Source organism: Ruegeria sp. AK11, assembly GCF_056541095.1.
Map to the genome: position 1 here is coordinate 1 of NZ_JBQFXU010000013.1, position 18,885 is coordinate 18,885.

At 57.1% G+C, this 18,885-nt stretch carries 21 protein-coding genes; 10 read left to right on the forward strand and 11 right to left on the reverse strand.

The features are described from left to right. A partial coding sequence (locus tag ACR0D9_RS18750) for a hypothetical protein (protein ID WP_480539820.1) occupies positions 1–185 on the reverse strand: 185 nt, incomplete at its 3' end. 67 nt (positions 186–252) lie between these two features. Here ACR0D9_RS18750 and ACR0D9_RS18755 point away from each other — a divergent pair. Further along, complete coding sequence (locus ACR0D9_RS18755) at positions 253–483, forward strand: type II toxin-antitoxin system CcdA family antitoxin (protein WP_480539822.1); 231 nt, start codon at positions 253–255, stop codon at positions 481–483. Beyond that, positions 483–782 (forward strand): CcdB family protein, encoded by a 300-nt coding sequence (locus ACR0D9_RS18760; RefSeq protein ID WP_480484665.1) that lies wholly within the window; start codon positions 483–485, stop codon positions 780–782. The genes ACR0D9_RS18755 and ACR0D9_RS18760 overlap by 1 nt, the downstream gene beginning before the upstream one ends. A 54-nt stretch (positions 783–836) precedes the next feature. Here the strand turns inward: ACR0D9_RS18760 and ACR0D9_RS18765 are convergent, their stop codons facing one another. From ACR0D9_RS18765 to ACR0D9_RS18780, 4 genes are read right to left on the reverse strand one after another with little or no spacing between them, the layout of a single operon-like run. Next, entirely contained in the window at positions 837–1,781 is a 945-nt protein-coding gene (locus ACR0D9_RS18765; RefSeq protein ID WP_480539824.1) for a substrate-binding domain-containing protein, read from the reverse strand. 44 nt (positions 1,782–1,825) lie between these two features. Further along, positions 1,826–2,833, reverse strand: coding sequence for an ABC transporter permease (locus tag ACR0D9_RS18770; protein ID WP_480484663.1), 1,008 nt, complete (start codon positions 2,831–2,833; stop codon positions 1,826–1,828). Beyond that, positions 2,833–4,356 carry a sugar ABC transporter ATP-binding protein gene (locus ACR0D9_RS18775; protein WP_480488852.1) on the reverse strand — a complete coding sequence of 508 codons (1,524 nt, stop codon included), beginning with the start codon at positions 4,354–4,356 and terminating at the stop codon, positions 2,833–2,835. Before ACR0D9_RS18775 ends, ACR0D9_RS18770 begins: the two co-directional genes overlap by 1 nt. Before the next feature lie 41 nt (positions 4,357–4,397). Further along, complete coding sequence (locus ACR0D9_RS18780) at positions 4,398–5,951, reverse strand: UxaA family hydrolase (RefSeq protein WP_480484661.1); 1,554 nt, start codon at positions 5,949–5,951, stop codon at positions 4,398–4,400. Between the two features lie 81 nt (positions 5,952–6,032). Here ACR0D9_RS18780 and ACR0D9_RS18785 point away from each other — a divergent pair, with 81 nt between their 5' ends. From ACR0D9_RS18785 to ACR0D9_RS18810, 6 genes are all read left to right on the forward strand, one after another. Then, positions 6,033–6,770, forward strand: coding sequence for a GntR family transcriptional regulator (locus ACR0D9_RS18785; protein ID WP_480484660.1), 738 nt, complete (start codon positions 6,033–6,035; stop codon positions 6,768–6,770). Beyond that, on the forward strand, positions 6,767–7,819 hold the full coding sequence (locus ACR0D9_RS18790) for an aldo/keto reductase (protein ID WP_480539826.1): 1,053 nt from the start codon (positions 6,767–6,769) through the stop codon (positions 7,817–7,819). Before ACR0D9_RS18785 ends, ACR0D9_RS18790 begins: the two co-directional genes overlap by 4 nt. Continuing rightward, on the forward strand, positions 7,809–8,237 hold the full coding sequence (locus ACR0D9_RS18795; protein WP_480488848.1) for an RbsD/FucU family protein: 429 nt from the start codon (positions 7,809–7,811) through the stop codon (positions 8,235–8,237). Before ACR0D9_RS18790 ends, ACR0D9_RS18795 begins: the two co-directional genes overlap by 11 nt. Continuing rightward, a complete protein-coding gene (locus ACR0D9_RS18800) occupies positions 8,234–9,064 on the forward strand; it encodes an amidohydrolase family protein (RefSeq protein ID WP_480539827.1) in 831 nt (276 codons plus the stop codon). Before ACR0D9_RS18795 ends, ACR0D9_RS18800 begins: the two co-directional genes overlap by 4 nt. A 134-nt stretch (positions 9,065–9,198) precedes the next feature. Beyond that, on the forward strand, positions 9,199–9,954 hold the full coding sequence (locus ACR0D9_RS18805; RefSeq protein WP_480484656.1) for an SDR family oxidoreductase: 756 nt from the start codon (positions 9,199–9,201) through the stop codon (positions 9,952–9,954). Positions 9,955–9,972: 18 nt separating this feature from the next. Further along, a complete protein-coding gene (locus tag ACR0D9_RS18810) occupies positions 9,973–10,815 on the forward strand; it encodes a fumarylacetoacetate hydrolase family protein (RefSeq protein ID WP_480484655.1) in 843 nt (280 codons plus the stop codon). 69 nt (positions 10,816–10,884) lie between these two features. On the opposite strand, the gene katG is transcribed toward ACR0D9_RS18810, so the two are convergent. Then, positions 10,885–13,065 (reverse strand): catalase/peroxidase HPI, encoded by a 2,181-nt coding sequence (katG, locus tag ACR0D9_RS18815; protein ID WP_480539829.1) that lies wholly within the window; start codon positions 13,063–13,065, stop codon positions 10,885–10,887. Between the two features lie 107 nt (positions 13,066–13,172). Between katG and ACR0D9_RS18820 the strand changes: the two genes are divergently transcribed. Next, positions 13,173–14,105 (forward strand): hydrogen peroxide-inducible genes activator, encoded by a 933-nt coding sequence (locus ACR0D9_RS18820; RefSeq protein ID WP_480484653.1) that lies wholly within the window; start codon positions 13,173–13,175, stop codon positions 14,103–14,105. Positions 14,106–14,136: 31 nt separating this feature from the next. On the opposite strand, the gene ACR0D9_RS18825 is transcribed toward ACR0D9_RS18820, so the two are convergent. The 3 genes from ACR0D9_RS18825 to ACR0D9_RS18835 are packed head-to-tail and all read right to left on the reverse strand — an operon-like array spanning position 14,137 to position 15,989. Continuing rightward, positions 14,137–14,472, reverse strand: a complete 336-nt coding sequence (locus tag ACR0D9_RS18825; protein WP_480484652.1) for a carboxymuconolactone decarboxylase family protein — start codon at positions 14,470–14,472, stop codon at positions 14,137–14,139. An 11-nt stretch (positions 14,473–14,483) separates the two neighbouring features. Further along, on the reverse strand, positions 14,484–15,239 hold the full coding sequence (locus ACR0D9_RS18830; protein WP_267365874.1) for an amino acid ABC transporter permease: 756 nt from the start codon (positions 15,237–15,239) through the stop codon (positions 14,484–14,486). Positions 15,240–15,248: 9 nt separating this feature from the next. Then, positions 15,249–15,989 carry an amino acid ABC transporter ATP-binding protein gene (locus ACR0D9_RS18835; RefSeq protein ID WP_480539831.1) on the reverse strand — a complete coding sequence of 247 codons (741 nt, stop codon included), beginning with the start codon at positions 15,987–15,989 and terminating at the stop codon, positions 15,249–15,251. A gap of 121 nt (positions 15,990–16,110) precedes the next feature. On the opposite strand from ACR0D9_RS18835, the gene ACR0D9_RS18840 reads away from it, so the two are divergent. Continuing rightward, positions 16,111–16,881, forward strand: coding sequence for a transporter substrate-binding domain-containing protein (locus ACR0D9_RS18840; RefSeq protein ID WP_480539833.1), 771 nt, complete (start codon positions 16,111–16,113; stop codon positions 16,879–16,881). 73 nt (positions 16,882–16,954) lie between these two features. Here ACR0D9_RS18840 and ACR0D9_RS18845 read toward each other — a convergent pair whose 3' ends face one another. Together ACR0D9_RS18845 and ACR0D9_RS18850 are read right to left on the reverse strand one after the other, a co-directional pair. After that, positions 16,955–17,911 carry a dipeptide ABC transporter ATP-binding protein gene (locus ACR0D9_RS18845; protein WP_480539835.1) on the reverse strand — a complete coding sequence of 319 codons (957 nt, stop codon included), beginning with the start codon at positions 17,909–17,911 and terminating at the stop codon, positions 16,955–16,957. After that, entirely contained in the window at positions 17,908–18,885 is a 978-nt protein-coding gene (locus tag ACR0D9_RS18850; RefSeq protein ID WP_480539837.1) for an ABC transporter ATP-binding protein, read from the reverse strand. The genes ACR0D9_RS18845 and ACR0D9_RS18850 overlap by 4 nt, the downstream gene beginning before the upstream one ends.

The window sequence follows — 18,885 nt, forward strand, 5'->3', positions numbered from 1 at the left end:
GAAACCTCGACCAACTCATGCAGAAAAACGGACCCTTCAAAAACCTCTTCGACCAACAGTTCAATAAACACAAACACAAAGTCGCTCAGTAATGAGAGGTTACAAGAACTGAGCGCAAAGCTCTTTTCAGGCCAAAAATCTCCTGATTGCCACGTACCGCTGAACAGAGGGCTTCCACGCTTCACGTAAAATGCGCATGTTTGACGCGCATATCGTGTGATGGTAAAATGGCGCAGTTCAGAGGGTAATCAAATGAATGCTCCATCTCGTAAACCGACAAATCTATCACTGGATGGCGATATGCTGTCCGAGGCGCGGGATCTGAAGATCAATCTTTCCCGCGCAGCCGAAGACGGCATTCGGGCCGCAGTCGCCAGTACAAAAGCTGAGCGCTGGAAAGCCGAAAACAAGGCCGCGCTTGAGAGTTCCAACGCGTATGTCGAGCGTAATGGCTTACCGCTGGACACCTACCGACAGTTCTGATGCCAAAATACGACGTATTCCCCAACCCGTCAGGTGACGGGTATCTTCTGGACATCCAGAGCGATCTGCTGAGCGGGTTGAACACACGCGTCGTCGTGCCCCTGCTTCCCGAAGCGACCGCGCCGATCCCAGCCACCCGGCTCAATCCCGTCTTTGATATCCAAGGCAAACCGTTTGTAATGGCAACCCAATTCATGGCTGCTGTTCCGGTGGGCATTCTAAAATCGCCGGTCGACAACCTTGATGATCACTTTGCGCAGATCACCGCCGGCGTCGACATGCTAATGCAGGGATTCTGACAAGCTTCTGGCCCTTGGAGAACCAAGAGCCAGGAACAAGTTTGACAATGAAGATCAGTCGTACAGCACTGCCGCGATCTTCGGATTGTCGATGTTGGATGCGTCGTAATAGTAGAACCCGGTATCAATCAGGGCAGGAACTTCTTCACCCTTCATCGCGGCCACAGCAGCCTTGACGGTTTCATACCCGATGCCCACGGGATTCTGAGTGATTGCACCCGCCATCAGCCCGCTTTTGATCGCATCTTTCTGGGCCTTGCCACTGTCATATCCGATGATGATCAGCCCCTCGGTCCCCAGTTCCTGCACACCATTCACCACACCGATGGCCGAGCCTTCGTTGGTGCCGAAGATGCCATTCAGATCGGGGTTCGCCGTCAGGATCGCTTTGGTCACCTCGGTCGATTTCAGGTGGTCACCCTGACCGTATTGAACCGTGACAACTTCGATGTCCGGGTATTTTTCGGCAATGCGATTGACGAAGCCGTCGCGCCGGTCGATGCCTGTGCGGCTGGTCTGGTCATGTGCAACAACGGCCACTTTGCCTTTGCCGCCGATCATCTCGGCCATCTTGTCCGCAGCTAGCGCAGCCGCGGCCTGATTGTCTGTTGTTGCTGTAGAAACCGGAATGTCGCTGTCAACGCCACTGTCAAAGGCAATGATCGGAATGCCCTTTTCATCAGCCTGCTTCAGCAGTGGAATGGCGGCCTGGCTGTCCAGAGCGGCAAAACCGATGGCCTTGGGGTTATTGGCCAAGGCCGCCGCCAGCATGTCGATCTGACGATCCACCATGGTTTCGTTGTCCGGGCCTTCAAAGGTGATCGTGACACCGTATTCCTCCGCGGCCTGTTCCGCACCGGACTTTACCGCCTGCCAGAACTGGTGCTGAAACCCTTTGGACACCAGCGGAATATATATGTCTTCCGCTGATGACATAGTTGCAGGTATCGAAAGGCTGGCCGCACTCAGGGCCCCCAAAATGAAACGACGTGTTAGCATGTCTTCTCCTCCAGTTGGTCTTCGTTTCTGATTTTTGTGACTGTTCAACCTGTCTTCCTGCGCCGCGCCATATCGGCGTAAACGGCCAGAATGATGATCGCGCCGGTGACAACGGTCTGCCATTCCTGCGCGACGGACAGCACTCGCAAACCATTGGTCAGAACTGCCATGATCAGGGCACCGATCAGGGTTCCAAGGATTGTACCACGCCCACCGGACAGGGACGTGCCCCCGATCACGACGGCAGCGATGGCTTCCAGCTCGTAGCCAAGCCCCAGCGCGGGCTGCGCCGAATTCAGTCGCGACGCGATCAGAATTCCACCGATACCGCAGATCCCACCTGCCAGAGCGTAAATACGCATCTTCCAAAGATCGGTATTCACCCCCGATAGGCGCACCGCCTCTTCGTTTGATCCCAGCGCAAAGGTGTATCTGCCCAGAACCGTGCGCCCCAGAATGTACGAAGCTGCAATGGCAACAAGGAAAAGGATCAGCACGCCATTGGGGATCGGTAATGCGGGAAAAACCTTTCCGATCAGCGACCCGCGCGAAATCTGGTCAAAGCCCGGCGTGTCGTTGAAGTAGATGGGCCGCGTGCCGGAAATCACCAGCGACAACCCTTTTAGGATCAGCATCATACCCAGCGTGGCAATGAAGGGCGGGATTTTCATCTTGGCGACAAAGGTGCCCGAGCACAGCCCGCAGAACGCACCCGCCGCAATCGCTGCCGTAACCCCCAACAACAGTGGCATTCCGAGATAGGTCAGCACGACACCGGCGATAACGGCACAGAATGTCATCAGAGTTCCCACGGACAGGTCGATCCCGCCAGTTATGATGACCAATGTTGCAGCAACCGCCAGCACCCCATTGACCGATGTCGCCTGCAAGATGGCGATCATGTTTGAAGTTTGCATGAAGTTCGGCGACGCGATTGAAAACCCGATCAGCAAGGCAATCAAGCTGGCGAAGGCCAGCAGCTTTTGGTAGGCGCCGCTTTCCGAGAGCCCCGCCAGTGGGCTTTTCTTTTCGATTTCCGTTGCTGAGGTCATTACGCTGTTCCTGTTATCTGCATCGCCGCCGCCCGCTGCGTCGCCAGATGCATGATGTCTTCCTGAGTGGTGGCTTTGCCGCCCGGCAAAATGCCGGTCAGTCGGCCTTCGCACATCACGGCAATGCGATGGCTTAGGCGCATGATCTCGGGCAGTTCCGACGAAATCACGATGATCGTCTTGCCCTGCCCGGCCAGTTCTTCCAGCAGCTTGTAGATTTCAGATTTTGCGCCCACGTCGATACCGCGCGTGGGCTCATCGAAAATCAGGATATCGCAATCCCGCAGCAGCCATTTGGCAATGACAACTTTCTGCTGATTGCCGCCGGACAGCAGGCGTACCTCCTGCGTGTCCGAAGGCGTGCGAATGCCCAGCTGCGTGATGTAACCCTTGGCCGTCGTGCTGATTTCACCATCGTTCAGAACACCGACACGTCCGGTGAACATATCCATCGAAGCCAAGGCAACATTGTCACGAACGCTCATCCCTGTGGCGAGGCCGAAATGCTTGCGATCCTCGGAAAGATAGCCGATGCCCGCCTTGACGGCATCGGATGGTGTCCTGATCGAGACCACCTGCCCATGCACCCGGATTTCTCCGCTATCTTTGGGATCAGCCCCGAAGATTGCCCGCGCAACTTCGGTACGTCCGGCCCCCATCAGCCCGGCAAAGCCCAGGATCTCACCCTTCAGGACCGAAAAGCTGACATCGCGGATTTCGTGACCCCGACACAGCCCGGTCACTTCCAGCGAAACCTCGGCATCGCTCAGATCGGGGGGGGCCAGCGGCTCTTCCTTGACTTCGCGACCTACCATCATCGCGATAATCTGGCTGATCGGCGTTGCTGCCGCGTCAACGGTGCCAACGTATTCTCCGTCGCGCATCACCGTAACCCGGTCAGCAATCTGCTTCAGCTCATCCATTTTGTGGCTGATATAGACAATGCCCACGCCTTCAGCCTTCAGACGGCGGATGATCACGAACAGCTCGGCAATTTCAGCATCGTTCAGGGCCGCGGTCGGTTCATCCATGATCAGAACCCTGGACCGGTAAGAAAGAGCCTTGGCGATCTCGACCATCTGTTGTTTCGCAATGGTCAGACTGCCGACCTGCGCCTTGGGGTCGAGGTTTAGGTTCATGGACGCAAAGATCTCGGCCGTATGTGCATTCAACGCAGCATCGTTCAGTCGGCCAAACCGTTTACGAGGTTCGCGGCCGATAAAAATATTCTGTGCCACTGTCAGATCATTCATCAGGCTCAGTTCCTGATGGATGATGCCGATACCCAAAGCCTGCGCCTCGCGTGGCGTGGTTGGGTTTGCATCACGTCCTTCGATTTGCAATGTGCCACCGTCGCGCTGATAAATCCCCGAGAGGATTTTCATCAGCGTGCTTTTTCCCGCGCCGTTCTCGCCCATCAGCGCATGGACTTCACCGGGCACCAGATCGAACTGCACTGATTTCAGCGCATGGACTCCGGGAAAGTGTTTCTCGATCCCCGACATGTCGACCAGTTTTTTCATTTATCCTCCCAAACACCCCTCTCCCCAAGGGGTGGTGCCGCCTACATCACCGCGCCGATTTGCCAGGGCACAAATTCGACCCCACCAAAGCCAAGTTCTTCGCTTTTTGTTTGTTCACCCGATGCGACGCGGATCAGCATTTCGAACAGCTCTTCGCCTTTTGCCTCAATGCTCACACCGTCTGTGACGATATCCCCACAGTTCAGATCCATGTCTTCCGACATCCGGGCATACATTTCGGAATTGGTAGCCAGCTTGATGCAGGGTGTTGGTTGATATCCCGAAACCGAGCCCCGCCCGGTGGTGAACACGATCAGGTTCGCGCCTGACGCTACCTGCCCCGTGACCGAGCATGGATCAAAACCGGGGCTGTCCATGAAAACAAAGCCGGCCTTGTCGATTTTCTCGCCGAACTTGTAAACACCGCGCAAGGGCGCGGTGCCGCCCTTGGCGACGGCGCCAAGCGATTTCTCAAGAATGGTCGTCAACCCGCCGCGCTTGTTGCCCGGGCTTGGGTTGTTGTTCATCTCGCCGCCGTTGCGCTGTGTATACCCCTCCCACCAGCGAATGCGTTCGATCAGCTTTTCCCCGACCTCAACGGTCTCGGCCCGCCGGGTCAAAAGGTGTTCCGCGCCATAGATTTCCGAGGTTTCGGACAGGATCGTCGTACCGCCATGCCGCACCAACAGATCCGACGCATAACCCAAAGCAGGATTGGCGGTGATCCCGGAATACCCATCCGACCCGCCGCATTGCATTCCGACCGTTATCGCACTGATCGGCGCAGGTTTGCGTTCGGCCTTGTTCGCGAGGTCGGCAATCCCGCGCAGCTCGTTCAATCCACGTTCAATGGTACGGCGTGTGCCGCCCTCACTCTGAATGGTCATGTAACGCAGCACGCCATCAGGACGGATCGGACGACCGCCAACCAGATCGGCCACCTGCATCACCTCGCAGCCCAAACCGATCAACAGGATACCGGCGAAATTCGGGTGCTGGGCATATCCCGCCAGCGTTCGAAACAACGTGGCGTAGCCTTCATCTTTGCCCGACATGCCGCATCCAGTGCCATGAACGATCGGGACGATACCGTCCACATTCGGGTACGCGTCCAATAAGCCCCGTTTCTCGGCGGCTTCGGCGATGAACCGCGCCACGGAGCCAGAGCAATTCACCGTTGTCAAAATGCCGATGTAGTTGCGCGTGCCGACCTTGCCATCGGCGCGGTGGAAGCCCTGGAAGATACGGTCGCCTGAAATCTCGGGCAGCGGCGCGTTCGCGCTTGCATATGCGTAGTCCTGCTGATGCGCCCCCATACCCAGATTATGGACATGAACATGCTCGCCCGCGGCGATATCCGCTTTGGCCTGACCTATGATCTGTCCATAGCGGATCACATTTTCACCCGCCGCAATCGGGGCGGTGGCGATCTTGTGCCCGCGTGCGATGTCCGTGGGAAGCCGTATCGATATCCCATCCGGTTGCGCGTCGGCTTTCAGGTCGCGCAACGCGATGATCACGTTGTCATCCGGGTTCAGCCGGATTGTGTCACGGGCCGGGCCTCCCGGGGTTTTGATCTCTGAAACTGGGCGCATGGATTCCCCGCTTGTTCGCCACAGAGCTACGGGGATAATCCACTCTTGTCAACTAACATGTTAGTATGATAGTTCAGATTCATGAACCACCCATATGACATTGACGCCACCCGCCTGCCCGACATTTCAACATTTGAGGGATCGCTTGCGCAGCGGGTTTACCAATCCATCAAACAGGCGATCCTGGCACTGGATTTCCCTCCCGGTGCCAATCTGAGAAAGGCACCAATCTGCACGCGCCTGGGTGTATCCCGCGCACCTGTCGCGGACGCCATCACCAGGCTTGCCGCCGAAGGACTGGTGGATGTGGTGCCGCAATCGGGTACACGCGTGTCCTATTTCTCGATGGATGAAATACGCGAAGGCGCCTTTCTGCGAGAGGCCCTGGAGCTGGCAACTGTGGCCAAGGTTGCGCGTGACCTGACCGATGATCAGCGCAAAAAGCTGAGCCGCAACGTGCGCCTGCAAGAGCTGTTGATCGAAGATGACGACATTGCCGGGTTCTATCACGCGGATGAAGAATTCCACGCCCTGTTGATGGCGTTCACCGGGATGCTTCGCTTGCCGGATGTGGCGCAGACGGTGTCGCTACAGGTCAGCCGCGCGCGTATGTTGCTGTTGCCGACACCCGGCCGCATCGCGGAAACACTGGCCGAACACCGGGCGATATTCGATGCCATCTGCGCCCATGATGAACGTGCAGCACAAGACGCCATGCGCCATCACCTTGGGCAACTGATGCCTCGGATAGAACAGCTGCAACAGGAAAGACCGCAGCTGTTCAATTTACCCCCCCAAAACACCCGAGAGGCAGGATGACCGTTTCGCAAACCGCCCTTCTGAACAAAAGGACGTCCCGGCCTGTACCGCTGACCCGCATGGGGTTTGGCGGCGCGCCATTGGGCAATCTTTATCGCAAGGTCTCGGATGCTGATGCGCAGGCTGCGTTGCAATCCGCTTTTGACGCAGGCATCCGGTTCTTCGACACCGCGCCGCAATACGGGTTGGGGCGGTCCGAGTATCGCTTTGGCGAAGCGATCAGGCGGTTTGGGCGTGAGAACATTCAGCTATCAACCAAAATCGGTCGTCTGCTGTTGGATTGCGAACCACATGAGGTGACACCCGAAGCGTTTGTGGACGTTCCGCAGAAACGCATTGTGTTCGACTATACCTATGACGGCGTCATGCGGTCATATGAGGCAAGCCGGGACCGGACAGGTGTTGCCAATGCGGACATTCTTCTGGTGCATGACGTCTGCGCTTTCAGTCAGGGCAGTCAGGAAATGTCAGACGCCAAAGTACGCGAGTTGTTCGATGGCGGCGGGTACAAGGCGCTGGTTGAACTGCGCGATGCAGGTGAGATCGCTGCGATTGGCGCCGGCGTGAATGAATGGCAGGTTTGCGAAAAACTGCTGGGTCTTGGCGATTTCGACGGGTTCCTGCTGGCAGGTCGGTATACGCTTTTGGAGCAGGAAGCTTTGGACAGTTTTCTGCCACTTTGCGAGAAACGCGATGTGGGCATCATTCTGGGCGGGCCGTATAACTCAGGTATCCTCGCCACCGGACCGGTGCCTGGGGCCAAGTATAACTATTCCGATGCGCCTGAGGATATTCTTGAACGGGTGCGCAGGATCGAAACTGTCTGTGCGGCCCATGACACACCGCTGATCGCAGCCGCGCTGCAATTTGTTCTGGGACACCCCGCCGTGAAAACGGTTGTTCCGGGCGCCGTCAATGCGGCCGAGGTTCAAGCCAATGTCGCCCTGCTGGAGCGGACTATCCCCGCCCAGCTTTGGTCAGACCTGCGTACCGAAGGCCTGATCCGGCCAGATGCCCCCTTGCCCAAGGAACCTGTCAATGCTGCGTAACCTCGACCCGCTGTTGTCTCCTGAGTTGCTGTACGCCTTGCGCGCCATGGGCCATGGCGATGACATCGTTATTGCGGACGCCAATTTCCCGGGCTCCAACCTTGGGCCTGACTGCATTCGTGCGGATGGTTCAACGGCAAGTGATCTGCTTGGCGCGGTGTTGTCTGTCATGCCGCTGGACACATTCGTACCCGACCCCGCGCTGACCATGCAGGTTGTCGGTGATCCCGAAGCCGTGCCCGAGGCCGTCGCAGATTTCCAAAAGATCATCGACGCGCAGGCTGACAACCCCGCGCAAATTCAGGGTCTGGACCGGTTCGACTTCTACCAACGCGCGGCATCCGCATTTGCCATCATTCAGACCGGCGAGCGCAGGCTGTACGGCAACATCATCCTGAAGAAAGGCGTGATTGCATGAAGATCGACGCCCATCAGCATTTTTGGGCGCTGGCACGTGGTGACTATGGGTGGCTGACACCGGATTTGGGCCAGATTTACCGGGACTTCGGGCCAGGTGATCTTGCGCCATTGTTGCAAGCACAGGGCATCGACGGGACAATTCTGGTTCAGGCAGCGTCGACCGTCGCCGAAACGAAGTACCTGTTGTCACTGGCGGACAAGACACATTTTATCAAAGGTGTGGTTGGCTGGGTCGGTTTCGACGCCCCTGATGCGCGTGCACAAATCATCAGACTAGCCACTCATCCCGCTTTGGTTGGTCTGCGGCCAATGATTCAGGATATCGCTGATCCGAACTGGATGCTCGGCGCAGCCCTGAGACCTGCCTTTGAGGCCATCCAATCTAAAGATCTGACTTTCGATGCCCTCACCCTGCCCCGGCACCTGGGGCCGTTGCGTCGCCTTCTGACACAGCACCCGGACATGCGGGTTGTGATTGACCATGGCTCGAAACCTCTGATCCGGGACGGTGCATTTGACGGGTGGGCCGAAGACATGGCCGCCATCGCGCGGGACACCAACGCGTTCTGCAAACTGTCCGGTCTTGTCACCGAAGCTGCACCTGACTGGACGGTTCGGGACCTGTACCCCTATGTGGATCACCTACTGAACACGTTCGGACCATCGCGGTTGATCTGGGGCAGCGACTGGCCGGTCTGCACATTGGCCAGCAGCTATGAACGATGGGTAGATGCAACCGACGAACTGCTAAGCGCACTTTCCTCCAATGACCGTGCGGCCATCCTCGGAGGGAATGCGGCAAAGGCTTATCACATCAGGATTTGACGGTGCCGCACCGAACCCCAAACACGCACTGCTTTGCGCCCGCTGAACCTGCCCAATCTTTTCCCTGAGGCGCGAACAACAAGGCAGTTATCCCCAACACACCACCCGGCTTCGGGAAAATCATGAGGACCAGAATGACATCGCATCAGCCTTCTGACCGACTAAAAGGCAAAACCGCATTCATCAGCGCCGCTGGGCAGGGCATCGGACGTGCCACGGCCGAACTGTTCGCAGCCGAAGGCGCGCATGTCTTTGCAAGCGACATCAACGAAACCACTTTGGCCGGGCTTTCGGAGATCGACAGGATCTCTCCAATCCATCTCGACGTGACAGACGCGCATGCCGTAAAACGTGCCGTGGCTGAATTGCCACCGTTGGATATCCTGTTCAATTGCGCGGGTTACGTGGCAAACGGCACCATTCTTGAGTGCGAAGAGGACGACTGGGATTTCAGTTTCGATCTTAATGTGAAGGCTATGTATCGCCTGATCCGTCTGACCCTGCCCGCGATGTTGAAAAACGGCGGGGGGTCGATCATCAATATGTCCTCGGTCGCATCGTCGATGAAGGGCGTTCCAAACCGGTTTGTATATTGCGCATCAAAGGCTGCCGTAATTGGCCTGACCAAGTCGATCGCCGCCGATTTCGTCACGCAGGGCATCCGGTGCAATGCTATCTGCCCCGGCACCGTTGACAGCCCCAGCCTGCACGAGCGTTTGCGGGCGACGGGCGACTACGAAAAGGCGATGACGGATTTCATCGCCCGCCAGCCGATGGGGCGCATTGGGACTGCCGACGAGATTGCCGAACTGGCGCTCTACCTTGCGAGTGACAGCAGCGCATTTACCACAGGTCAGCCCTTTGCCATTGATGGCGGATGGGCGATTTAATCTGAAAGGGATCACAATATGAAACTACTGCGGTTTGGCGCCTTGGGTGCAGAAAAGCCTGGGCTACTGCACGACGATGGCACAATTCGCGACCTGTCAGGCGTCATCGACGATATTTCGGGCGACGTTCTCAGCGACGAAGGTTTGGCGCGACTGCGCGCGCTGGATCCACAGGATTTGCCGATGGTTGAAGGCAACACCCGTTTAGGGGCGTGTGTCGGCCAAGTGGGCAAGTTCATTTGCATCGGCCTGAACTATGCCGACCACGCGGCAGAAAGCGGTATGGAGTTGCCGCAGGAACCTGTGATCTTTTTCAAGGCGACATCGGCCATTGTCGGGCCGAACGACACGGTGGAAATCCCGCGCGGGTCCGTCAAGACCGACTGGGAGGTCGAATTGGGCGTGGTGATCGGCAAGGAAGCGAAATACATCTCCGAGGCCGAAGCGATGGATCACGTCGCAGGCTATTGTGTGGTCAATGACCTGTCGGAACGTGATTTTCAGCTTCACCGCTCGGGGCAGTGGGTCAAGGGCAAGTCGGCAGACACATTCGGCCCCATCGGTCCATGGCTGGTGACGCGGGACGAGGTTGCAGACCCTCAGAATCTGCCGATGTATCTTGAGGTCAACGGCCACCGTTATCAGGACGGCTCGACCCGGACGATGCACTTCGGGGTGGCAACTGTGATCTCACACCTGTCGCAATTCATGTCCCTGCAACCGGGCGATGTGATCTCGACCGGAACTCCGCCGGGTGTGGGCATGGGGCAAAACCCGCAAGTCTATCTGAAACCCGGCGACACGATGGAATTGGGCATCGAAGGCCTGGGTGTTCAAAAACAGAATGTGATCGCGGGATAATCGGGCACTATCAGATGTCTGCCCGAACACAATATCAGGCGAGGTTTCCCTCGCCTGACGATTTTTGACTTAGGCTACCAGATCGAACCGGTCGTTGGTCATGACCTTTGTCCAGGCCGCCACGAAGTCCCGCACGAACTTCTGGGCATTATCGTCCTGGGCATAGACCTCGGCGTAGCCACGCAGGATCGAGTTCGAGCCGAAGACCAGATCCGCGCTGGTAGCGGTGAACCTGACCTCGCCCGAGGCGCGATCACGCAGCTCATATGTGCCGCCGTCAACCGGGTGCCAGCTGAGCGACATATCCGTCAGGTTGACGAAGAAGTCGGTGGTCAACTGACCCACGCGATCCGTGAAGACCCCATGCGCCGAGCCGCCATGATTGGCGCCCAGCACACGCAGGCCACCCACCAGAACCGTCATTTCGGCTGCGGTCAGACCCAGCAGTTGCGCGCGGTCCAGCATCATCGCCTCGGGTGATACCGCGTATTCCTTCAGCTGCCAGTTTCTGAACCCGTCCGCCAGCGGCTCCAGCACCGAGAAGCTGTCGGCATCGGTCTGCTCATCCGTTGCGTCGCCGCGACCAGCCGAGAACGGAACCGTCACGTCAAAGCCTGCGGCTTTGATCGACTGTTCCAGACCAACGTTACCCGCCAGAACGATCACGTCGGCGATCGAGGCCCCGGTTTCCGCTGCAATCGGCTCCAGCACGCCCAGCACTTTTGCCAGACGTTCGGGCTCGTTCCCTGCCCAGTCTTTCTGCGGTGCCAGACGGATACGCGCACCATTTGCTCCGCCGCGTTTGTCCGAGCCACGGAAGGTACGGGCACTGTCCCACGCGGTGGTGATCATCTCGACCGCGGTCAGACCACTGTCGGCGATCTTTGCTTTGACGGTATCGACGTCATACCCGGTCGAACCGACAGGGATCGGGTCCTGCCAGATCAGCTCTTCTGACGGGACGTCTGGGCCATAGTAGTTGACACGTGGCCCCATATCGCGGTGGGTCAGCTTGAACCACGCGCGGGCAAAAGTGTCAGCAAAGTAATCCGGGTCAGCCATGAACTTCTGACAGATCGCGTTGTAAATAGGATCGATCTTCATTGCCATGTCCGCATCGGTCATGACCGGCATACGCCGAACCGAAGGGTCGGTCGGGTCGACCGGCTTTTCCTCTTCCGGCATGTCGATGGGCTGCCACTGTTGTGCACCCGCGGGCGATTTACCCAATTCCCACTCATAGCCGAACAGGTAATCGAAAAAGCCCATATCGAATTTGGTCGGGTTTTTCGTCCACGCACCCTCGATACCAGACGTGAACGCGTTGGTTGCCTTGCCGTTTTGATCGGGGTTGTCCCATCCCAGACCCTGAGCGGAAACCGGGCAGGCTTCGGGTTCGGCGCCGATATGATCACCCGCCATCGCGCCATGCGCTTTGCCGACCGTGTGACCACCACAGGTCAACGCGGCGGTCTCTTCGTCATTCATCGCCATGCGGGCAAAGGTTTCACGGATGTGCAGCGCAGTTCTTGCTGGATCCGGGTTGCCGTTCACACCTTCTGGGTTCACATAGATCAGGCCCATATGCACCGCACCCAGCGGGTTTTCCAGCGTTCCGGGAGTTTCCAGATCGCCATAGCGGTTCTCGGACGGGGCCAGCCACTGGTTTTCCGACCCCCAATAGACGTCTTTTTCCGGGCCCCAGATATCTTCGCGGCCAAAGCCAAAGCCAAAGGTCTTCAGACCCATGGATTCGTAGGCAACCGTTCCCGACAAAACAATCAGGTCTGCCCAGGACAGCGCGTTGCCGTATTTCTTTTTCACCGGCCAGAGCAGACGGCGCGCTTTATCAAGGCTGGCATTGTCCGGCCAAGAGTTCAGCGGTGCAAAACGGATGTTGCCCGAACCTGCGCCGCCGCGACCATCCCCCAGGCGGTACGACCCGGCAGAGTGCCACGCCAGTCGGATCATCAGGCCGCCATAGTGGCCCCAATCGGCTGGCCACCAGTCCTGACTGTCGGTCAGCAACGCTTCGACGTCAGCACGAACAGCATTGAAATCCAGCCCTTTGACCGCTTCGCGGTGGTTGTAATCCGCGTCCATCGGGTTGGTGCGGGTGTCGTGCTGGCTCAGAATGTCCAGGTTCAGCGCATCCGGCCACCATTTGGTGACAGAGTTGCCTGTGCCCGTGTTCCCGCCATGCAAGACTGGGCAGCCGCCGGATTGATGATTGTGGGGATTGCCGTCCATTGTAAATCTCCTGAGTATTTACTGAGGGGTTCAGATGTCTTGACTCGTATCCCACAGTTTCGATAATTGGAAATTTGTAATTACTATCATTGTGATTAGTTTTTTCTATGAAGTCACTCACGCTTAAACACCTGCGCTACTTTGAAGCGCTTGCCACCTACCGCCATTTTGGCAAAGCCGCGGCGGCCAGCGCGATTTCGCAACCCGCGCTTTCCATACAAATCAAAGAGCTGGAGGCCATCATGGGTGGCCCCTTGGTCGAACGCGCAGCGCGCGAGACGCGCCTGACCGCGCTTGGCGAAGATGTCCTAAAACATGGCCGCGAAATCCTGACGCGGGTCGAAGATTTGGGGAATCTTGTGCAATCTTCCGCTGGTCCCTTGTCGGGTCGCATCAGAATCGGGGTCATCCCCACGGTCGCGCCTTACTTGCTGCCATCAATCATCAAGGCACTGTCGCAACGATTCCCACAGCTGACGATCGAGCCCAAAGAGACCATCACCCAAACCCTGATCGGCGAAATTTTGGACTCAAGACTGGATTTTGCCGTTGTCGCTTTGCCAGTATCGGAGCCCAGCCTTCGGGAATTTTCGTTGTTTAACGAAGACTTTCTGCTGGTTCGCCCGGCGCGGGACGCCGGGTTGCCAATGCCAAGTTCGTCACAGCTCAGAACGATGCGGCTGTTGTTGCTGGAAGAAGGGCATTGTTTCAGAGATCAGGCGCTTTCCTTCTGTTCGATCCGCAATATCGAACCGCAGCACATTATGGAGGGCAGTTCTCTGTCCACACTGGTACAGATGGTCGGGGCGGGCATCGGTGTGACGCTGATACCGGAAATGGCCGTGGGGCTGGAAACCCGGTCTGCCGACGTGTCCATCGCCCGCTTTCAGGACACCCCACCAACCCGAACCATCGGCCTGATCTGGCGAAAGACCAACCCGCTGGGCGAAAACCTTCTGAAAATCGGTGCAATTATTCGCAAAACCGCAGAAGAAAACGCGGGAGGCATGGGGCAAATGAAACCGGAACCAAACGCCTGATCATAACCCGCATTAATGCTATGCGCGGCAATTACCCGGAAAACACATCATAAGCCTTCAGCGCTTTGGCGCTGTAAGCATAAGACGGCCCGCCGCCCATATAGGTCGCCATCGCCAATGCCTCGCACATCTCGTCTCGGGTTGCACCCAGCCGGACAAGGGAACGCACGTGAAACCCTATGCAGCTGTCGCAGCGGGTCGCAATGGCGATGCCAAGGGCCATGAATTCCTTGGTTTTCTCACTTAGTGCGCCATTGGTCTTGGCGGCCTTGCCCATGATGCCAAAGCCGCGCACGGTTTCGGGCACTTCCTGCGAAAAAGTTCCGATATTGGCCTCGGTCTCGGCCATGAAAGCTTTCCAGTCCATATCAATTCTCCTTATCCGCGCTCGTCCGCGCCCATGCGACGCTCCAGCCAGCGCACACCCGCACTGATGATCAGAACCAGGATCAGGTATTCAAAGATCAACAGGGTATAGATTTCCAACGGGCGGTATTCCGTAACCACCAGCTCATTCGCGCGGCGGGTCAGTTCCTGCATCCCGATGACGCTGGCGAATGCACTCATCTTTACGATGTAGATGAACTGGTTTGCCAAGGGCGGCAGAATGCGCCGGATTGCCTGCGGCAGGATCACATAACGCATGGTCTGCACGTAGTTCAGCCCGATGGTCTGCGCCGCTTCGCTTTGACCTCGCGCAATGGATTGAATGCCTGCGCGGTAAATCTCGGCAGTGAAGGCGCTGTCAGAAATCGCCAGGGTGATGATTGCACCCCAGAACGGGTCAATTGGTACGTTCATGCCCATCGACTTGAACACGATGGGCAAGCCGTAAAAGACCCAAAACAGCATCGGCAGCAAGGGAATGGCCCGAATGAATTCAACGTAGACACGGTTGACCAGCCGCCAGCCACGTTTTTCGGACAATCCCGGCAGGGCCACCAGCAAACCGATGACGATCGACAGCACGGCGGCGATCAGTGAAATCTGAATCGTTGCACCCATCCCCGAGATCAGGAATTTCACATTGATCCACCCCGATGCTGTAGTCGGGTCGATCACATACCAGCCCCAGGTCTGGGATGAAGAACAGCCTGCCAGCAGCAAAGGTACGATTAGTAGAAGTTTTTTCATCTGCCCCTCTCAGTGCTGCAGAATCTGAGACAGGAATTTGCGACAGCGGTCAGACTGAGGGTTGGTAAAGAAATGCTCCGGCTTGCCTTCTTCGACAATCTCACCGGCATCCATGAAGACCATCTTGTCGGCAACTTTGCGGGCAAATCCCATTTCGTGGGTCACAACCACCATGGTCATGCCCTCATTTGCCAGTTCAACCATAACTTCCAACACTTCCGAGATCATCTCGGGGTCCAGAGCCGACGTGGGTTCATCGAACAACAGCGCGCGCGGTTCCATGCACAAGGATCGTGCAATCGCTACGCGTTGTTGCTGGCCACCAGACAACTGCATGGGCTTTTTGTCCGCCTGATCGGGGATATGTACCCGATCCAGATAATGGCGCGCTTTTTCCTCTGCGTCCTTCCGGCTCAGGCCGCGCGCTTTGATCGGACCCAAAGTCAGGTTTTCCAAAACGGTCAAATGCGGAAACAGATTGAATTGCTGGAAGACCATCCCGACATCGGACCGGATGGTTGCCGTTGACTTCGCGTCATCCGCCAGCTCAACCCCATCTATCCGAATGATACCTTTCTGGTGTTTTTCCAACCGGTTGATACATCGAACGACCGTGGATTTGCCTGACCCCGAAGGCCCGCAAATCACCACCTTTTCGCCGCTGCTGACCGTCAGGTTGATGTCCTTGAGAACGTGAAATGTGTCATACCACTTATTCACGCCCACAAGCTCGATTGCGGCGCCTGCCATAAGCTGAACTGCCCCCGTTTTTGCCCCATAGTAATATTTTCTTGAGGTTATCTTTCCCTTTGGACTGAAATCAATGAGGATTGCAATCACAAGGTCGTAACGCCACCAACGGGAGATACCTATGAGCGTTTTTTGGAAAGCCGCGGCGGTTGCCGTGTTGGGGCTTGTATTGTCCGGTTCCGCACTGGCGCAATCTGCGCTGAACGAGGTGCTGGATTCCGGCGTTCTCAAGGTTGGGACCACAGGTGACTGGAACCCGATGACACTGCGCGACCCGGCAACCAACAGCTACAAAGGATACGACATCGACATCATGAATGCATTGGCCGCCGATCTTGGAGTTGAGGTCGAATTTGTCCCCACCGACTGGAAAACACTGGTGAATGGTGTGGTCGCGGGCAAGTACCACCTGACCGGGTCGGCATCGATTTCGCCACCGCGCATGAAAGTTGCGGGTTTTTCGGACAGCTATATTTCGGTCGAACTTTTTCCCTACACCACCAAGGACAAGGCTAACAAATTCGACGGCTATGACTCGATCAACCAGACCGGTGTGAAAGTCGCGACGACTTTGGGCACCACTTTCGAAAAACGGGTCCGCGAATGGTTCCCGAACGCCGAGATCAAGGTGGTCGAGGCCCCGGCCCGCGGGTATCAGGAAGTAATCGCCGGTCGTGCTGATGTATTCATCACGTCGAACATCGAGGGCTCGACCCTAGAGGAGAAGTTTCCTGTTATCCGCGTGAAAAACGCCGGTCCCCGGTCACCTTCGCCGATTGCGATGATCCTGCCACAAGGCGATCAGATCTGGATCAACTATGTGAACAACTGGATCGAAGTGAAAAAAGCGGAAGGCTTTTTTGAAGCAAACCGCGAGAAATGGGGGCTCTGACGCCTTCAAGGACGTGCGGACTTCCTGACGCCCGGTCCTATGGCCCGGGCGTTTTCGCTGGCCATCTGGTTTTTCAGAAAAGAGGATGCAGACACGCGACCTGATGAATTTCATCATCCAGTTCAGGCAATGTTTGCCTGCACTGTTCAGTCGCGAGCCAGCATCGTTGCGCAAAAGCGCACCCTTTCGGGATGTTCATGGGTGACGGCAACTCGCCTTCCAGCTTGATCCGCTCTTTCCGGGCATCCGGGTCGGCACGGGGCGTCGTGGAGAGCAACGCCTTGGAGTACGGATGTCGGGGAGCAGCGAACAGCTGCTCTTTCGGACCTTTTTCGACCGCGCGCCCCAGATACATGACAATCACGTCGTCGGCGAAATGCCGGACAACCGACAAGTCATGTGAAATGAACAGGTAGGCCAGGTTCAGCCGTTCCTGAAGATCGACCAGCAGGTTCAGGATCTGCGATTGAATCGAAACATCCAGCGCCGAGACAGGTTCATCCAGAACCAGCACCTTGGGATCCAGCATAAGCGCCCGCGCAATGGCGATCCGCTGGCGCTGCCCACCCGAGAACATATGCGGATAGCGGTCATAATGTTCCGGGCGCAGGCCCACCATCTCGATCATCTTGCGAGCGTGCTTTTCGCGATCGGCGGCTGTCATCTGTGGCCGGTTGATAATCAGCGGTTCCTGCAGGATCTGCCCGATGCGCTGACGCGGATTCAACGAGCTATAGGGGTCTTGAAAGACGATCTGTACCGTCTCTCTCATCTTGCTCCATTGCGAAGGGGTAATGTCGACCCCGTTGATCGTCAGGCTGCCCGAGGTTGGTTCTTCGATCATTGTAATCAGTCTGGCCAGCGTAGACTTGCCACAGCCTGACTCTCCGACAATGGCCAGTGTTTTTCCTGGCAGCAGGTCGAAATCCACCCCCGACAGTGCCTTTACGGTTGCGGGTTTGGACAGCAACCCACCTTTGACCGTATAATACCGGGCCAGGTCGTTGGCCTGAACGATAGGTGTGGTCATATCAGCTCTCCGGCGGCAATCTTTTCAACATAGTGACAGCGCGCCTTGCCAAATGCCTCGGCATGAGGGGTCGGTGGGGTTTGGGCGCAGGTCGCATCGGCAAAGCGGCACCGTGGGCTGAAAAGGCATCCTTTTGGACGGTCGAATTGCCCCGGGACAACACCTGGAATCGTCGGCAGAATCTTGGACGTCGCCCGCTCCGGCAAAGCACTTAGCAGGGCCGTGGTATAGGGATGGCGGGGGGTTCGGAACAAATCCCTGACAGGCTGTTCTTCAACCTTTTGCCCGGCATATTGCACCTGAACCCGCTCGGCGGTTTCCGCAACGACACCCATGTCATGGGTGATCAGAACAAGGCCCATGTCATGCTCATCACGCAACCGGATCAACAGATCCAGAATCTGCGCCTGAATGGTCACGTCCAGCGCGGTGGTCGGTTCATCCGCGATCAGCAGTTTGGGATTGCAGGCAATGGCCATCGCGATCACAACCCGTTGGTTCATGCCCCCTGACATCTGATGCGGAAAGGAATTCAGGCGGCTTTCAGGCGCAGGAATGCCAACCTGATCGAACAATTCGACCGCACGCTCGTGACGCTCTTTTCGGTTCAGGCCAAGGTGGATGCGCAATGCCTCTTTGATCTGAAACCCGACAGTAAAACAGGGGTTCAGCGAGGACATCGGTTCCTGAAAGATCATCGCCATGTCCTTACCAATGATCTTGCGCCGTTCGCGGGCCGAGATACCGGACAGGTCACGGCCCTCAAAGCTCATCTCATCGGCGGTGATCGTGGCGGTCCAGGGCAGCAAGCCCATCAGTGCCAGCATCGACACGGACTTGCCCGAACCGCTTTCGCCGACGATGGCCAGCAATTCGCCTTTGTCGACCGACAGATCGACACCGTCCACGGCGCGGAAACTACCCGAAGATGTGGCGAACTCAACAGTCAGATTACGGATCTGCAAAAGGCTCAT

What these genes read in the sequence shown, in the direction of transcription:
- ACR0D9_RS18755 (WP_480539822.1), top strand. Translation starts at nt 253, where the DNA reads ATGAATGCTCCATCTCGTAAACCGACAAATCTATCACTGGATGGCGAT.
- ACR0D9_RS18760 (WP_480484665.1), top strand. Translation starts at nt 483, where the DNA reads ATGCCAAAATACGACGTATTCCCCAACCCGTCAGGTGACGGGTATCTT.
- ACR0D9_RS18765 (WP_480539824.1), bottom strand. Translation starts at nt 1,781, where the DNA reads ATGCTAACACGTCGTTTCATTTTGGGGGCCCTGAGTGCGGCCAGCCTT.
- ACR0D9_RS18770 (WP_480484663.1), bottom strand. Translation starts at nt 2,833, where the DNA reads ATGACCTCAGCAACGGAAATCGAAAAGAAAAGCCCACTGGCGGGGCTC.
- ACR0D9_RS18775 (WP_480488852.1), bottom strand. Translation starts at nt 4,356, where the DNA reads ATGAAAAAACTGGTCGACATGTCGGGGATCGAGAAACACTTTCCCGGA.
- ACR0D9_RS18780 (WP_480484661.1), bottom strand. Translation starts at nt 5,951, where the DNA reads ATGCGCCCAGTTTCAGAGATCAAAACCCCGGGAGGCCCGGCCCGTGAC.
- ACR0D9_RS18785 (WP_480484660.1), top strand. Translation starts at nt 6,033, where the DNA reads ATGAACCACCCATATGACATTGACGCCACCCGCCTGCCCGACATTTCA.
- ACR0D9_RS18790 (WP_480539826.1), top strand. Translation starts at nt 6,767, where the DNA reads ATGACCGTTTCGCAAACCGCCCTTCTGAACAAAAGGACGTCCCGGCCT.
- ACR0D9_RS18795 (WP_480488848.1), top strand. Translation starts at nt 7,809, where the DNA reads ATGCTGCGTAACCTCGACCCGCTGTTGTCTCCTGAGTTGCTGTACGCC.
- ACR0D9_RS18800 (WP_480539827.1), top strand. Translation starts at nt 8,234, where the DNA reads ATGAAGATCGACGCCCATCAGCATTTTTGGGCGCTGGCACGTGGTGAC.
- ACR0D9_RS18805 (WP_480484656.1), top strand. Translation starts at nt 9,199, where the DNA reads ATGACATCGCATCAGCCTTCTGACCGACTAAAAGGCAAAACCGCATTC.
- ACR0D9_RS18810 (WP_480484655.1), top strand. Translation starts at nt 9,973, where the DNA reads ATGAAACTACTGCGGTTTGGCGCCTTGGGTGCAGAAAAGCCTGGGCTA.
- katG (WP_480539829.1), bottom strand. Translation starts at nt 13,065, where the DNA reads ATGGACGGCAATCCCCACAATCATCAATCCGGCGGCTGCCCAGTCTTG.
- ACR0D9_RS18820 (WP_480484653.1), top strand. Translation starts at nt 13,173, where the DNA reads ATGAAGTCACTCACGCTTAAACACCTGCGCTACTTTGAAGCGCTTGCC.
- ACR0D9_RS18825 (WP_480484652.1), bottom strand. Translation starts at nt 14,472, where the DNA reads ATGGACTGGAAAGCTTTCATGGCCGAGACCGAGGCCAATATCGGAACT.
- ACR0D9_RS18830 (WP_267365874.1), bottom strand. Translation starts at nt 15,239, where the DNA reads ATGAAAAAACTTCTACTAATCGTACCTTTGCTGCTGGCAGGCTGTTCT.
- ACR0D9_RS18835 (WP_480539831.1), bottom strand. Translation starts at nt 15,989, where the DNA reads ATGGCAGGCGCCGCAATCGAGCTTGTGGGCGTGAATAAGTGGTATGAC.
- ACR0D9_RS18840 (WP_480539833.1), top strand. Translation starts at nt 16,111, where the DNA reads ATGAGCGTTTTTTGGAAAGCCGCGGCGGTTGCCGTGTTGGGGCTTGTA.
- ACR0D9_RS18845 (WP_480539835.1), bottom strand. Translation starts at nt 17,911, where the DNA reads ATGACCACACCTATCGTTCAGGCCAACGACCTGGCCCGGTATTATACG.
- ACR0D9_RS18850 (WP_480539837.1), bottom strand. Translation starts at nt 18,885, where the DNA reads ATGAGCCTTTTGCAGATCCGTAATCTGACTGTTGAGTTCGCCACATCT.